The sequence below is a fragment of the Flavobacterium sp. UBA6195 genome (assembly GCF_002422095.1).
Taxonomy (GTDB): domain Bacteria; phylum Bacteroidota; class Bacteroidia; order Flavobacteriales; family Flavobacteriaceae; genus Flavobacterium.
In genome coordinates this window covers 1-15,781 of the sequence record NZ_DITB01000018.1, presented here as the reverse complement: position 1 = coordinate 15,781, position 15,781 = coordinate 1, and the positions used below count along the sequence as shown (strand labels likewise).

15 protein-coding genes are annotated in these 15,781 nt (G+C 33.7%); 10 read left to right on the top strand and 5 right to left on the bottom strand.

What is annotated here, in order from left to right:
* Positions 1-92: 92 nt before the first annotated feature.
* From B4I81_RS01420 to B4I81_RS01410, 3 genes are all read left to right on the top strand, one after another.
* Positions 93-2,123, top strand: a complete 2,031-nt coding sequence (locus B4I81_RS01420) for a recombinase (protein ID WP_291106638.1) — start codon at positions 93-95, stop codon at positions 2,121-2,123.
* A 3-nt stretch (positions 2,124-2,126) separates the two neighbouring features.
* Entirely contained in the window at positions 2,127-3,224 is a 1,098-nt protein-coding gene (gene dinB, locus B4I81_RS01415; protein ID WP_291106636.1) for a DNA polymerase IV, read from the top strand.
* 81 nt (positions 3,225-3,305) lie between these two features.
* Positions 3,306-3,821: a PAS domain-containing protein gene (locus B4I81_RS01410; protein ID WP_291106634.1), complete on the top strand. Its 516-nt coding sequence runs from the start codon at positions 3,306-3,308 to the stop codon at positions 3,819-3,821.
* A 74-nt stretch (positions 3,822-3,895) separates the two neighbouring features.
* Here the strand turns inward: B4I81_RS01410 and pyk are convergent, their stop codons facing one another.
* The 5 genes from pyk to B4I81_RS01385 form a co-directional block, all read right to left on the bottom strand.
* Positions 3,896-5,326 carry a pyruvate kinase gene (gene pyk, locus B4I81_RS01405; protein ID WP_291106633.1) on the bottom strand — a complete coding sequence of 477 codons (1,431 nt, stop codon included), beginning with the start codon at positions 5,324-5,326 and terminating at the stop codon, positions 3,896-3,898.
* 5 nt (positions 5,327-5,331) lie between these two features.
* Positions 5,332-5,805 (bottom strand): IPExxxVDY family protein, encoded by a 474-nt coding sequence (locus tag B4I81_RS01400; RefSeq protein ID WP_194093877.1) that lies wholly within the window; start codon positions 5,803-5,805, stop codon positions 5,332-5,334.
* Positions 5,806-5,908: 103 nt separating this feature from the next.
* The gene (gene rnc, locus B4I81_RS01395; RefSeq protein ID WP_291106629.1) at positions 5,909-6,652 is read right to left on the bottom strand and encodes a ribonuclease III; all 744 of its coding nucleotides are present in this window, start codon (positions 6,650-6,652) and stop codon (positions 5,909-5,911) included.
* Positions 6,653-6,654: 2 nt separating this feature from the next.
* The gene (gene fabF / locus B4I81_RS01390; RefSeq protein ID WP_291106627.1) at positions 6,655-7,908 is read right to left on the bottom strand and encodes a beta-ketoacyl-ACP synthase II; all 1,254 of its coding nucleotides are present in this window, start codon (positions 7,906-7,908) and stop codon (positions 6,655-6,657) included.
* Positions 7,909-8,086: 178 nt separating this feature from the next.
* Entirely contained in the window at positions 8,087-8,323 is a 237-nt protein-coding gene (locus tag B4I81_RS01385; protein ID WP_002988156.1) for an acyl carrier protein, read from the bottom strand.
* A gap of 173 nt (positions 8,324-8,496) precedes the next feature.
* On the opposite strand from B4I81_RS01385, the gene purN reads away from it, so the two are divergent.
* The 7 genes from purN to B4I81_RS01350 all read left to right on the top strand — a co-directional run.
* Positions 8,497-9,063: a phosphoribosylglycinamide formyltransferase gene (purN, locus tag B4I81_RS01380; protein ID WP_291106624.1), complete on the top strand. Its 567-nt coding sequence runs from the start codon at positions 8,497-8,499 to the stop codon at positions 9,061-9,063.
* Positions 9,064-9,066: 3 nt separating this feature from the next.
* Entirely contained in the window at positions 9,067-9,546 is a 480-nt protein-coding gene (rnhA, locus tag B4I81_RS01375; protein WP_291106622.1) for a ribonuclease HI, read from the top strand.
* Positions 9,547-9,644: 98 nt separating this feature from the next.
* Positions 9,645-9,932, top strand: a complete 288-nt coding sequence (locus tag B4I81_RS01370; protein ID WP_231842547.1) for a hypothetical protein — start codon at positions 9,645-9,647, stop codon at positions 9,930-9,932.
* Positions 9,933-9,968: 36 nt separating this feature from the next.
* Positions 9,969-10,451 carry a hypothetical protein gene (locus tag B4I81_RS01365; RefSeq protein ID WP_291106619.1) on the top strand — a complete coding sequence of 161 codons (483 nt, stop codon included), beginning with the start codon at positions 9,969-9,971 and terminating at the stop codon, positions 10,449-10,451.
* Positions 10,452-10,674: 223 nt separating this feature from the next.
* A complete protein-coding gene (locus B4I81_RS01360; RefSeq protein WP_291106617.1) occupies positions 10,675-12,927 on the top strand; it encodes a S8 family serine peptidase in 2,253 nt (750 codons plus the stop codon).
* A 121-nt stretch (positions 12,928-13,048) separates the two neighbouring features.
* Positions 13,049-13,978, top strand: coding sequence for a PfkB family carbohydrate kinase (locus B4I81_RS01355; protein WP_291106615.1), 930 nt, complete (start codon positions 13,049-13,051; stop codon positions 13,976-13,978).
* A gap of 91 nt (positions 13,979-14,069) precedes the next feature.
* On the top strand, positions 14,070-15,781 hold a 1,712-nt coding region (locus B4I81_RS01350; protein ID WP_291106613.1), incomplete at its 3' end, for an amidophosphoribosyltransferase.

The following is a 15,781-nucleotide window of genomic DNA, read 5'->3' as shown; positions in this document are numbered from 1 at the left end:
TCTATTTCTGTCAAAATTTAATATTTATTTAGGCATCTAAATTACTAAAAAATATTTTCTCTTTGTATCTTTACGATTCTATGACCAAAATTATGAATTTATTTATCAGCAAAAATCAGATTCCGCCCGACGAAATTCTTAAAAAATACTTTAACGAATTGCAATTATGGCGCAACGAAGAAAACGAAATTGATATTTTAGTTCAATTGGTTAACGCTATTCGTCCAAGAAATCCAAAAAAACCAGAACAAATAAGTCTTTTTCCTATTATCGAGTTTTTTACAAATAACAATGAGGAACGAATCAACTTTGTAGCGTATTTGCAAACGGTTTTACAGAGCAAAAATTTCGACGCCATTTTAACTGATGCCGGAATTCTTCAGGATACGGATTTCTTTTACGAAGTTAAAAAGCGTTTTTTTGCTAAAATTCTACCCTATCAAGCGCCAAAAGATACCTTACAATATGTTTTAAATCAGGTTTTTTATGTGGATTCTGATCCAGTTTGGATTAATAAAATTCCAAAATCTGAGTTAGAAATTCTTTTTGAATTGTTTCAATTTGAGACGATTTATGAAAACGTTGCGGTCAATTCGCCTTTGTATGAAGTGATGCAAGCCATCAATTTGCTTTCGCAAAGAACCAGCGGGAAAGCCCTAGAATCTGACGTAATGAAAATGGTGCCTGAATATGCCGGTTTGGAAAGTCCGTTTGCTGCTTTTGAGAAAGAATTGTATGCTATAGAAAATACCATTCGAAATAAAGAATCGGAATTTTACACCACTTCATCTGACATCAATTACAAGCAGTTGCTGGTGTTGTATAAACAATGTAACGAATTTGTTGAGAAAGCCTTTCAAAACTCTTCTAAATACGGAATTTCACTGCGTGTGAACCAAAACTTGTTGCGCATCAAACAACAATTGTATCGTGTTGGCGTTTTGATGCCACTTTTGGTAGTCGATAAACCCGAGGATAAAAAAGCAAAATCAATTGAATTAGCAATAAAACTCATCAAATACAATTGTTTAAAAACCAACGTTAGAAAATTATTCAACGAAAGTACGCAGTTGTTGTCGTACGAAATCACGCAACATACTGCAAAAACAGGTGAACATTACATAACCGAATCCAAAACGGAGTATTTCAAAATGTTGTATGCCGCTTTGGGTGGCGGATTGATTGTGGGTTTTTTGTGTATCATTAAAATCATGCTCTCCAAAGCTGATAGCAGTTACTTTGGTCAGGCATTTTTGTACAGTATGAATTATTCGTTTGGATTCATTGCGATTTACGTTTTAGGATTTACATTAGCCACCAAACAGCCCGCCATGACAGCAGCTGCATTAATTAACGCTTTGGAAGACGGATTGAAAAAGCAAGCCAATGGTGATGGAGAAAAACACAAAAGTTTCGCTATTTTATTCGCCCGATTGTTCCGTTCGCAGTTTATTGCCTTTGTGGGAAATGTTGTGATGGCTTTTCCGGTTGCGCTTTTAGGAATTTGGCTAATCGATTTAGCATTCGATTACAATATTGCCGAAACCAAATGGGAGAAATTAGTTACCGATTTAAGTCCAATACATTCCATGGCGATTTTTCATGCGGCAATCGCTGGATTTTTCTTGTTCTTGTCGGGAATTATTTCAGGAAGTATTGCGAATCGTGATAAGCATTTTGATGTCTATTACCGAATTAAAGAACATCCGCTGTTAAAATTGAATTTCGGAAAAGCGAAAGCCGAAAAAATTTCAAAATGGTACGAACGCTATTGGGCAGGAATTATTTCCAATTTTTGGTTCGGAGTTTTCTTAGGAAGTACGGCTTCTGTTGGATTATTTTTAGGGTTAAATTTAGACATTCGACACATTACATTTGCTAGCGGAAACTTAGCTTTAGCTATTTACGGTGCCGATTATATGGTAGATAATGTGATGTTATTTTGGGGTATTTTAGGCATCGGAATTATTGGTTTTGTGAACTTTTTAGTGAGTTTTGGTTTGTCGCTTGGATTGGCGTTTCGTTCGCGCAATATTCCGTTGGCGGAGTTACGCCCAATTATCACTTCAATAAAGCAACATTTCTTTAGAAAACCGATGAGTTTCTTTTTTCCTACCGAATAATTTATGAGCGAACACTACCGAAAAATAATTCATGTGGACATGGATGCGTTTTATGCATCGGTAGAGCAAATGGATAATCCAGAGTTGAAAGGAAAACCTTTGGCGGTTGGCGGAAGCGAAGTTCGTGGTGTGGTTTCAGCAGCAAGTTATGAAGCAAGAAAATTTGGTGTTCGAAGTGCGATTAGCGGAATCCAAGCGAAGAAATTGTGTCCCGATTTAATTTTTGTGCGACCAAGATTTGACCGCTATAAAGAAATTTCGAAGAAAATCAGAAAGATATTCCATGATTACACCGATTTAGTCGAACCGTTATCACTCGATGAAGCCTATTTAGATGTTACCGAAAACAAAAAAGGCAATCCCAGCGCGACATTAATTGCTCAAGAAATCAGAAAGCGCATTTTTGAAGAAGTGGGATTAACGGCTTCGGCAGGAATTTCAGTAAATAAATTCGTAGCCAAAATTGCTTCCGATTACAACAAGCCTAACGGACAAAAAACGGTAAATCCAGATGAGGTAGAAGCGTTTTTAGAAAAATTAGATATTAAAAAATTCTATGGTGTTGGAAAAGTAACGGCTGAAAAAATGTATCAACTAGGTATTTTCACAGGTTACGATTTAAAACAAAAATCGTTGGAATATTTAGAGAAACATTTTGGTAATAGCGGTTTTCATTATTACCAAATTTGTCGTGGCATTCACAACAGCGCGGTAAAACCGAATCGTAAAATAAAATCTGTTGGAGCGGAACGTACTTTTGGAGAAAATTTATCTTCCGAAATTTTCGTGGAAGAACGTTTGCAAAGCATTGCCAAAGAATTAGAAAAACGCCTACAAAAAAGCAAAATCTCAGGTAAAACCATCACACTAAAAATAAAATATTCCGATTTTACCTTACAAACCCGAAGCAAAACCTTACCTTATTTTGTAAGCGATAAAAACATCATTTTAGACGTTGCCAAAGATTTATTGTATCAAGAACGCCTAAGAAACTCCGTGCGATTACTAGGAATTTCTATCCACAACCTAAACAACGAAGAAAAAACGAAAACAGAGCTGCCGCAAAAAAGTGTTTCAGTGCAACTGAAGTTTGAGTTTTAAGAACTTAAACAAGCGTTAAAGTTGTCTTTTCTAACATGTTGATTCATTTTTATTTATAGTTTTAACCCAAATTACAAGGGTATGGAGTTTAAAGTTTACGATGCTGCGTTTGCAAAACAGTATGAAAATGGTGCTATAAAAGCAATGCCGTTAGTGTCTTGGGATATTTATTCTCAGTATTTGTTGCAAACGAATGTGTTGCTTCATGATGTGAATTCATTACATCAAATTGCTAACAAAAATCAATGGAAATCGGTTTGGGATTACAAAGAAAGTTTACAAGATGAAACCGTTATTGTGGTAACGGATGCGCAATTAAAAATTGTTTTCGCTAGCAAAAACATAAAAAAAATGAACGGTTACGAAGCACAAGAAGTCATTGGAAACTCACCAAAAATGTTTCAAGGTCCAAAAACAGATTCCAATATCAGTTTCGAAATCAGACAAGCCATTCTAAACAAAGTACCTTTTGAGAAAAACGTAATCAATTATTGCAAAGATGGTTCGTTATACAAATGCCACATCAAAGGGTTTCCTGTTTTTAACGATAAAGGAGAAGTAACTAATTTTATCGCGTTTGAAAAAATAGCGGCTTAAAACGAAAATATACAACAAACAAAAAGGAGTGCTAGTAATTTAGTACTCCTTTTTTTATAATTATAAAGCAAAGCTTATTCTATTTCAGAAACACGCATCGTGTTTACCATTCCTTTTGCTACGATAGGCATTGCGGCTAAGTTGACCACCATATCACCTTTTTTCACGTATTTCTTTTCTTTACAAATCGTGTTGATATCGTCGATGGTGTCGTCTGTACTTACTAATTTGTCGTAGAAATACGCTCTAACACCCCACAATAAGTTCAATTGTGTTAAAATACGTTTGTTAGACGTAAATACCAAAATATGCGATTTTGGTCTCCATGCCGAAATTTGGAATGCCGTATAACCCGAGTTGGTTAACGTAGTAATCGCTTTCGCATTAATGGTATCCGCCATTTGTGAAGCGTGGTAACAAATCGATTTGGTAATGTAACGTTGGTTTTTTACTTGTGGTTGCGATAACGGCACTTTAATTAATGGCGAATCTTCCACACTTTCAATAATACGTGTCATTGTTTCAATAACTTCCACAGGATAATTTCCTACTGAAGTTTCTCCAGATAACATCACAGCATCAGCTCCGTCCATTACTGAGTTTGCTACGTCGTTTACTTCGGCACGTGTTGGGGTTAATGACGTAATCATCGTTTCCATCATTTGTGTTGCCACGATTACTGGAATACGAGCCGTTTTTGCTCTGTGAATCAATTTTTTCTGAATCAATGGCACTTCTTCTGCAGGAACCTCCACACCTAAATCACCACGAGCTACCATCAAACCATCACAAAACGCAACGATTTTATCAATGTTTTCAACCGCTTCTGGTTTTTCAATTTTAGCAATAATTGGAATTTTATGATCGGAATGTTCCGCAATTAAATCTTGTAAATCTTCTAAATCTTTTGGCGTTCTCACAAACGATAATGCAATCCAATCTACTTTGTTTTCGATAGCGAATTTAGCATCGCGAATGTCTTTTTCTGTTAAAGCAGGAAGCGAAACTTTTGTATTTGGTAAATTCACCCCTTTTTTCGATTTCAAAGGACCACCTTGTACCACCACCGCTTCAACTTCCGTGTTTTTATCGGTTTTAGTTACTTCGAAAATTAATTTTCCGTCGTCTAATAAGATTCGTTCTCCAGGATTTACGTCTTTTGGAAATTCTTTGTAGTTCATGTAAACACGCTCTGCCGTTCCTAAGATATCTTCTGCAGTAGTAAAGGTAATTTTATCGCCTTTGCTTACTACTACGTCTTCTTTCATTACGCCTACACGTAATTTCGGACCTTGTAAATCGGCTAAGATGGAAGTAGTGTAACCAAACTCATCGTTTAGTTCTCTAATCATGTCAATTCTGGCACTAACATCGGTATAATCAGCGTGCGAAAAGTTAATTCGGAAGACATTAACTCCAGCATCCAGCATATTTTTAAGCACTTCTTTTGTACTACAGGCAGGACCTAGCGTAGCTACAATTTTAGTTTTTTTGTTTGTCGGCATTTTAATTAAAAAATTAAATTATTTTTTGATTTTAAGTTTGTTGTATCAACGGAATAAGCAGTGGTTACATTTTTGATTTTCAATATGGTATCGATGATTTCATCAGCATCAAAGCCATAATCGATATTTTCAATTTTAATCAAATAATCTGCTTTTTTATATTCTGGAAGTAAAAAAACGGTGATGTCAACTTGTTCAAAAAGCGAACTCGTTTGTTTGTTCGAATTGATAATCGTGGTTTTATTTTCGATTAAGGTCCAAATTACATCGTTCTTTTCATCATCAAAAGCGAAATTTTCAAAAGCGCTTTTTCCTTCTGGAATGGCGATTTCTATGTAGTTATCATTTTTTTGTAACTGCAATCCCAATTCCTTGTTTAAGCAATACGCTAATTTGTAATCTTCTAAAGATGAATGAATGGCGATTAACTCATAATCATCTGAAATAAAATCGTTTATTTGAATTTTATGAATGGCCATTTTCCAAAATTAAGTCGTAAATATAAGGCTAAAAATCGTTAAAAACTACCTGTTTGGCAGTTCTTAACGATAATTTATAAACTCAAACGTTTGAGTAGGGGAATTATTTTTTCGAAATTTTTTCTTGAAAAGCAAAATAAGCTCTTTGGGCTGCTTTTTCTTCCGCTTTTTTCTTAGAAGTAGCTCTAGCTTTAGCGATAATTTTGTTGTTAATCGACAATTTTACGCTGAAATATTTTTGTCCTTCTTGTCCGTTATCTTCAATAAAATCAAAGGCGAAAGGTACTTTTTCTTTTTGACACCATTCGATAATTAAACTTTTGTAACTGATGACTTTACCTTCTAATTTAGCAATGTCAACATACTGTTTAATGATTTTATTTTGGATGAATTTTTCGCAATACGTAAAACCTTTATCCAAATAAATAGCACCAATAAAGGCTTCAAATAAATTACCATGAATGTTTTCACCAAACTGGCTCGAATTGACTTTACTTTCTACAAATTGCAACAAATTAAAATCACGACCGAGTTCGTTTAAATGTTCTCTACTTACAATTTTCGAACGCATTTTTGTCAAATAACCTTCATCGCCCGAAGGAACTTCGTTGTATAAATGTGCTGCGATAACGCTTCCTAACATGGCATCGCCAAGGAATTCTAAACGTTCATAATTAAACGGATTTCCTTTTTCATCGAGTTTGTTCGCCGAACGGTGGGTGAATGCTTTTCGGTAATATTTTAATTCTTTTGGCTGAAAACCAAGAATTTTGGTAATTTTTTCAAAAAAAATCCCGTCTTCTTGAGAACGGGAGTTTTTTCGTATTTTATTAAATAAACGAAGCATGTTTAGTTCTCAAATTTTTTGAATAAAACACAAGCGTTATGTCCACCAAAACCAAAAGTATTACTCATAGCTACTTTAATTTCGCGTTTTTGCGCTTTGTTTAAAGTTAAGTTTAATGATGGATCAATGTTTTCGTCTACAGTAGTATGGTTAATCGTTGGAGGCACAATTCCGTTCTGCATTGCTAAGATAGAAGCAATTGCTTCAATAGCACCAGCAGCACCAAGTAAGTGACCTGTCATCGATTTAGTTGAGTTAATGTTAATGTTTTTAGCGTGATCACCAAAAACAGCTTTAATGGCTTTTAACTCAGCAACGTCTCCAAGAGGTGTTGAAGTTCCGTGAGTGTTGATGTGGTCTACATCTTCTGGTTTCATTCCAGCATCACGTAAACAGTTTTCCATAACAGCAATTACTCCAATTCCTTCTGGATGTGGAGCTGTTAAGTGATACGCATCTGAAGATAAACCACCACCACCTACTTCGCAGTATATTTTAGCACCACGCGCAATTGCATGTTCGTATTCTTCTAATACTAAAGCACCAGCACCTTCTCCTAAAACGAATCCATCACGAGTAGCATCAAAAGGTCTTGAAGCAGTTTCTGGACTATCGTTTCTGGTTGATAAAGCTTGCATTGAGTTAAATCCGCCCATACCAGCAATAGTTACCGCTGCTTCAGAACCACCTGAAACAATAACATCACACATTCCTAAACGGATGTAGTTGAACGCATCTACTAAAGCATTTGCCGAAGAAGCACATGCAGAAACCGTAGTATAGTTTGGTCCCATGAAACCATTTCGCATTGAAATGTGTCCAGGAGCAATATCAGCAATCATTTTAGGAATAAAGAATGGATTAAAACGCGGTGTTCCATCACCTGCGGCGTAATTCATTACTTCGTCTTGGAAGGTTTGTAAACCTCCAATCCCAGCTCCCCAAATAACACCAACTCTATATTTATTTACATTTTCTAATGTAATTCCAGCATCTTTGATGGCTTCGTCACTGGCAACAATTGCGTATTGAGCAAATTTATCCAATCTACGAACCTCTTTTTTGTCGATAAAATCTTCAACATTGAAGTTTTTAACCTCACAAGCAAATTTGGTTTTATGCTTTTCAGTATCGTAATAAGTAATAGGGGCAGCGCCACTTTTTCCGTTCACAAGACCGTCCCAATATTCTTGAAGAGTATTCCCAATAGGAGTTAACGCTCCAAGACCTGTTACAACAACACGCTTTAATTGCATATTCTAATTTTTAAAAAATCGTTTAAACAAATAATACCCGTGTTTTCTTTAATTATTAGTAGTAAAGAGACAAGGGTATTTCAATATATTGTGATTGAATTTCAATCAAAAATAGTCTAATTTTCTTTAAAATAATAAAAACCCGTATGCCAAAATAAGCACACGGGTAATTTATTTATTATTTTTTAGCTTCTTCGATGTAAGAAATAGCTTGACCTACTGTAGCAATGTTTTCAGCTTGGTCGTCTGGAATTTGAATATCAAATTCTTTTTCGAACTCCATAATTAGCTCAACAGTGTCTAATGAATCAGCTCCTAAATCGTTTGTGAAGCTAGCTTCTGCTACAACTTCGTTTTCGTCAACGCCTAATTTGTCTACGATAATCGCTTTTACTCTTGATGCAATGTCTGACATAATCTTTAATTTTTAATTTAATTTGTTGGCAAAAATAAAAAACTTTATTTTAAAACAACCTTTTTGTTACTAAATGTGACTACGAAAATAAAAAAAAATATTCACAAAGGCTTCTTTTTTTTATTTTTTACCAATAATTATTCTTTTTTTTGTGGGAAGAAATCAATACTGAAATGAAGAATATTGTGCTTTTTGCTTCCGGAAATGGCTCAAATGCCGAAGAAATTATTCGCTATTTTAAAAAAAATAACCAAGGAACTGTAGTCGCCATCTTCTCTAACAAACAAGATGCCAAAGTGTTAGATAGAGCAAAAAATCATAACATTCCTTCAGTGGTTTTTTCAAAAAGCCAATTAAATGAAGGTTTTGTGCTCGAAAAATTACACCAATTTCAGCCTGATTTAATCGTTTTAGCCGGATTTCTTCTAAAATTTCCCAAGTCTATATTAAAAGAATATCCAAAAGTAATCAATATTCATCCTGCTTTATTACCAAAATACGGCGGAAAAGGTATGTATGGCATGAATGTACATCAAGCGGTTTTGGAAAATAAAGAAAAAGAAACAGGGATTACCATTCATTATGTAAACGAACATTACGATGAGGGTGAATTTATTTTTCAAAAAGCCGTAGATATTGAAGATTGTAAAAATCCAGAAGAAATTGCACAAAAAGTCCATGAATTAGAACATCAATATTTTCCAACAGTTATTTCCGAAGTTCTAAATTCTAAATTCTAAATTTTGTCGCACGAAGTCCACATATACACAGACGGCGCTGCCAAGGGAAATCCTGGGCCGGCTGGTTATGGTGTGGTGATGGAAATGGTGGGAACGCCTTATAAAAAAGAATTTTATGAAGGTTTCCGATTATCGACTAATAATCGAATGGAATTGTTAGCGGTAATCGTAGGGTTAGAAAAATTAAAAAACCCAAAAACAAAAGTATTGGTCGTTTCGGATTCAAAATATGTGGTGGATGCTGTGGAAAAACGATGGGTGTTTCAGTGGGAAAAAATAAACTTCAAAGCCAAGAAAAACCCCGATTTATGGATGCGTTTCTTAAAAGTGTATCGAAAACACCAAGTCGATTTTCAATGGATTAAAGGACATAACAATCATCCTCAAAATGAACGTTGTGATCAATTAGCGGTTATGGCATCGCAACAAACCAACTTATCGATTGATGAGTTTTATGAGAGAGAAGAAGGGAAGTTGTTGTAGAATTTTCTATGTTTTATTTTTATTATTTAAAGTTTTTTATTAAATATTTTAAGTTTATTTAAAAAGATTTTTTATTTTTATAAACCAAACAAATATAAATGATAATTACTATAGATTTTAAAAATTATAAGAATTCTCCATCTCTCAAAGAGATAGAATTATCAACATCAGATTATGTTGAACAATTTTATTTAAAGGATAAAAATAGATTAGACAAGAACATTGAAGTATGGTTGAAAAAAAATGATTCTACAGAAAATGATGAAATTACAATTTCAATTGTCGAATATGGAGATAAATTAATAAAAGCTTTAGTTTTTTTAGTGATTAAAATAGAATCTGAAAGATGTATTTTAGAATTAAAATCTGTTATGACTACTAATTAAATTTTATTCTTAATAAATGAAAGTATGTTAGGAAAGATGAATAACTTTGTAATTAACGAACAAAAATTTAAAGAAGATCATTATGAATATTTAACTACTTTTGCTTATGTAGAAACGTTGATGTCATATATAATATCATCATATTTTTGTGAAAACAATGACGAGAAAATGGAGTTTACTACAACTTTATTAATGGGTTTGAGCAGACCGAGGTTATTTCAAGAGTTTTTATTGGTTTTAGAAAAAATGCAAATTCAAAAAGATGAAATATTTAGTGAATTTGTAAACTTAAATAATTTGAGAAATGATTTTGCACACTCGTATTTTGTTTCCAAAAAGCATAATCTTATAAAGGGTTTTGAAATAACAAAAATACATAGTTCAAAAAGTTACAATAATCAAGGATTTGTAAAAATAATTCAAGATAATGAATATAATTATAAAATAAATCAATTGAACAATATGAAAGAAAAATTATACAATATTTACATAAATATTCAATATGAAATAAAAAAATAATTACATATAACTAATAGCGTAGCTGTTAATTAGTGTCTCGAAATCGCCATTCAAATACACTACAAGATTAATATGCGAACGCTCACGTCACTGGCGTGGGCTTCTCTTTTCTTGTAGTGTGGGTGTTTGGCGATACCTGAGACGCAGATTGGAGTTTGTCTCACGCCTTTAGTTTTTCACAAAATTTAATCCTCTTGAGACAGAGAAATATATTTTTACACACATGAAAAATAAAACTACTACATTAATTAACCTATTATTACTTTTATTAAGCATTAATTTGTTTTCTCAAAATATCTTTAAAGGAAATCATAGTAATATTAAATTTGAAACCACTTCAGAAGCTACAAAATTATCACCAGCGACAAATATGTTGTATTTAAACGCTAAGCAAAATAAAGAGAATAATTTGACACAAATTAACTTAAATAGTTTATCTAGAATAACTTTATTGTTAGAAGATGATTGTACAAATTTTAATAGCTCAAATATTTTCTCAGATATTTCTAAAATATCAGATAATATTTCAACAGCTTTTGTTAAAGTACAAGATTTACCTCTTCTAGAAAGCATACAATGTATAAAATATGCTGATATTGGAGAAAAATTAGAATTAGAAGTAAATAACGCTAGAAATACAACTAATACTAACTCTGTTCATATGGGTACTGGGATTAGTCAAGCCTACACTGGGACTGGAGTTATTGTTGGTATTATAGACGCAGGTTTCGATTATACACACCCAAATTTTAAAGATATAAATGGAAATTTAAGAATTTCAAGAGTATGGGAAAGAAGTAATACTTCAGGAACACCTCCAAGTAACCTGGGTTTCACATATGGTTCAGAATATGTTGGTGCTACTGCAATATTAAATAAGCAATATGATATGATTAATCAATCACATGGTACACATGTAGCAGGCACAGCGGCAGGTACAGGAACAGGTAATTTAAGTTTGCTAAAAGGAATGGCTCCAAATTCTGAAATAGTTTTAGTTAGTGGTTACAATCAGGTTATTTCAACGGATAATAATTATATTGATGCAATAAATTATATAAAAAATTATGCAAATTCGGTTAACAAGCCTGTAGTAATTAATATGAGCTTTGGAACGGGTCTTGGTCCTCATGACGGTACAACTCTGGAGGAGAATGCAATAAATAATTTATCTAATACACCTGGTCTAGTATTAGTAGCCGCCACTGGAAACGATGGAGGTCAGAAAAAACATGCAGTTATGGATTTCGGTTTGAATGATAATAATTTTATTATAATTGATGATATGCAACCAGTTGTTAATAACCAACCAACTCTACAAAACTTTTCAGTTGTGGATATATGGTCACAAAATTTAGGTATAAATGGAACTTTTGACATTGAAATAGCAGTTTATAATTTGGTGTCAAATACTGTTGTTAGTTCAACTACTATTTCTGGTACTGTAAATGGTAGTGCACAATTTACAGATGATTTAATCGATTCGAATGGAGATATCTATAATATTAATCTAGTTAGTTCATTAAATTCACTAAACAATAAGTTAAACTTAAGAATTACAGCAGCTACAAACAATACAGACCAATGGGATAAATTAGTTATTGGTTTTGAAAGTAACAATAACTTATTACATTCTTGGTGTTCTAACTGTAATTTTGAAAACTATGGGCAGAATCAATTCATAAATGGTGATGATTTTTTTTCAATATATTCACCTGGGAATGCAAGTGGAGTTGTTACTGTAGGCTCATATAATGTTACAAATGAGAATTTAGGAAATCCTTCAGGAACAGTAGGTGGGCTTTCTTATTTTTCTTGTAAAGGACCTCGCACAGATTTTTTAATTAAACCTAATGTAACTGCACCTGGTAATAGAATTGTATCGTCATTAAGTTCTTTTGATACCAATTATCAATCTGGCGGTATTAATTTTAGCGATGTAACTAATACTTTTGTCACTCACTCTTATGGCAAACAACAAGGTACTTCAATGGCATCACCAGTTGTAAGCGGTATTGTAGCTTTATGGCTACAGGCTTATCCTCAACTAACAACAAATAATGTACTGGGAATAATTGGCAATACATCAATAGCAGATTCTGATGTTACAAATCCATTTAATTTTTACGGCACAACTTATTCAACACCACCTAATGTAAAGTGGGGTTATGGTAAAATAGATGCTTTAGCTGGTATGCAATTAATTGAACAAGCTTTAAACATAGATACTTTCGATACAACGAATAACTTCATTGTTTACCCAAACCCAACATCTTCAAAAATTTTCATCACTTCAAAAGAGTATGTAAGTTCTTATGAAATCTACAATGCTTTGGGGCAAAAAGTAAAAGAAGGTAGTTTTAATGCCGTTTTAGAGCAAGAAGAATTAGATTTAACAGCTTTGCAAAACGGCTTGTACATTCTAAATTTTAAAGGTATAGATTCAAACAAAACGGTTAGGATTATAAAACAATAAAATGCAAATAAATAAACGCCTCAATTGTGAGGCGTTTATTATTCGACTAACTTTTAAACGCATAAACTTTTAAACTTCTAAACAAAAACTTATCTTTGCACCTTATTTCAAATTCAATTTAATGAACAAACTATTAATAGTAGGAACAGTAGCTTTTGACGCTATTGAAACGCCTTTCGGAAAAACAGATAAAATTTTAGGTGGAGCCGCAACTTACATTGGTTTAGCGTCTAATTTTTTTAATGTAGATGCAGCAGTAGTTTCTGTGGTTGGAGAAGATTTTCCAAAGGAATATTTAGATTTATTAGAAAGTAAAGGAGTAAATATTGAAGGCATCGAAATCGTAAAAGGTGGAAAAACCTTCTTTTGGAGTGGAAAATACCACAACGATTTAAATTCTCGCGACACTTTAGTAACCGAATTAAACGTTCTGGCTGATTTTAATCCAGTAGTTCCTCAAGCGTATAAAAACTCAGATGTAGTTTTATTAGGAAACTTACACCCAATTGTACAATCAGGCGTTTTAAACCAAATGACTGAAAGACCAAAATTAGTCGTTTTAGATACGATGAACTTTTGGATGGATTGTGCGTTACCAGAATTATTAGACGTTATCAAACGTGTAGATGTAATCACCATCAACGATGAAGAAGCGCGTCAGTTATCAGGAGAATATTCTTTGGTAAAAGCAGCTGCTAAAATTCATACTATGGGACCAAAATATGTAGTAATCAAAAAAGGAGAACACGGCGCATTATTGTTCCACAACAAAGAAGTTTTCTTCGCTCCAGCTTTACCATTAGAAGAAGTGTTTGACCCAACTGGTGCTGGTGACACTTTCGCAGGAGGTTTCGCAGGTTATATTGCGCAATCTGAAAATATTTCATTCGATAACATGAAGAATGCAATTATTTACGGCTCTAACTTGGCTTCTTTCTGTGTGGAGAAATTTGGGACAGAAAGAATGGAAGATTTAGATAAAAATGAAGTAAACGCGCGTTTGAAACAATTCAAAGCCTTAACACAATTTGAAATAGAATTAGAAGAATAAAAACGTGCCTCGAAATTTCGGGGCATTTTTTGTTTATATTTAAAGAACTGACAAGTCGCGACTTGTCACTAACACAACAACACAACTACTTATGAGTGACGCTATACAACACGAATGTGGCATTGCATTACTACGATTAAAAAAACCGTTAGAATTCTATAAGGAAAAATACGGAACTGCTTTTTATGGAGTACAAAAAATGTACTTATTAATGGAAAAGCAACACAACCGCGGTCAAGACGGAGCGGGATTAGCAAGTATCAAATTAGATGTAAATCCTGGTGAAAGATACATCAGCCGTATTCGTTCTAACGACCCGCAACCTATTAAGGATATATTCGCTCAAATCAACGAACGAATTAAAGGAGAATTAGAGGCACATCCAGAATATCAAAACAATGTGGCGCTTCAAAAACAAAATATTCCTTATGTTGGAGAAGTATTTTTAGGTCACGTTCGTTACGGAACTTTTGGAAAAAATAGCATCGAAAGCGTACATCCTTTTTTACGTCAAAACAATTGGATGCACCGAAATCTAATCGTAGCGGGGAACTTCAACATGACGAATGTTAAGGAGTTGTTCCAAAACCTTATCGATTTAGGGCAACATCCAAAACAAATGGCAGATACGGTTACCGTTATGGAGAAAATCGGTCATTTTTTAGATGATGAGGTGACCCATTTATATAAAGAATGCAAAAACGAGGGTTATTCTAAAAAAGACGCTTCCCCAATTATTGGTGAACGATTGAATATCCAACGAATTTTAGAACGCGCCTCTCGTAATTGGGATGGTGGTTACGCTATGGCTGGTTTATTAGGTCACGGTGATTCATTCGTAATGCGTGATCCAGCCGGAATTCGTCCTGCTTTCTTTTATGAAGATGACGAAATAGTCGTAGTAGCTTCAGAACGTCCAGTAATTCAAACCGTTTTTAATGTTGGATTTGATAAAATTCAAGAGTTAAATCCTGGAAGTGCTATTATCATTAAGAAAAATGGTAAAGTTTCAATTGAAGAAGTTAGAACTCCATTGGTAAAGAAAGCGTGTTCTTTTGAGCGTATTTATTTCTCTCGTGGAAGTGATGCCGAAATCTACCAAGAGCGAAAAGAACTAGGAAGATTGATTTTCCCAAGCATTTTAAAAGCTATCGATAACGACACTGACAATACCGTTTTTTCGTATATTCCAAATACAGCAGAAACTTCTTTTTACGGAATGTCCGAAGCAGCTCAAGATTTCTTGAACCAAAGAAAAGCGAAAGCAATTATAGAGCAAAAAGACACGTTGACTGAAGATACCTTGAAAGAATTACTTTCGGTAAAAATTAGAACAGAGAAAATTGCGATTAAAGATGCAAAACTAAGAACGTTTATTACCGAAGATAGTAGTCGTGATGATTTAGTAGCTCACGTTTACGATGTAACTTATGGCGTGGTAAAACCAACGGATAATTTAGTAATTATTGATGATAGTATTGTGCGAGGAACTACCTTAAAACAAAGTATCATTAAAATGATGGATCGTTTGCATCCAAAGAAAATTGTTGTAGTTTCATCAGCACCACAAATTCGTTATCCAGATTGTTACGGAATCGATATGGCGAAATTAGAAGGATTTGTAGCGTTTAGAGCTGCTTTAGAATTACTGAAAGAACGCAACTTATATCATATAGTAGAGGGGGTATATCAAAAGTCAAAAGCACAAGAAGATTTTAAGGATGCTGATGTAGTAAATTATGTTAAAGAAATCTACGCACCTTTCACTGATCAAGAAATTTCAGATAAAATTGCTCAAATGCT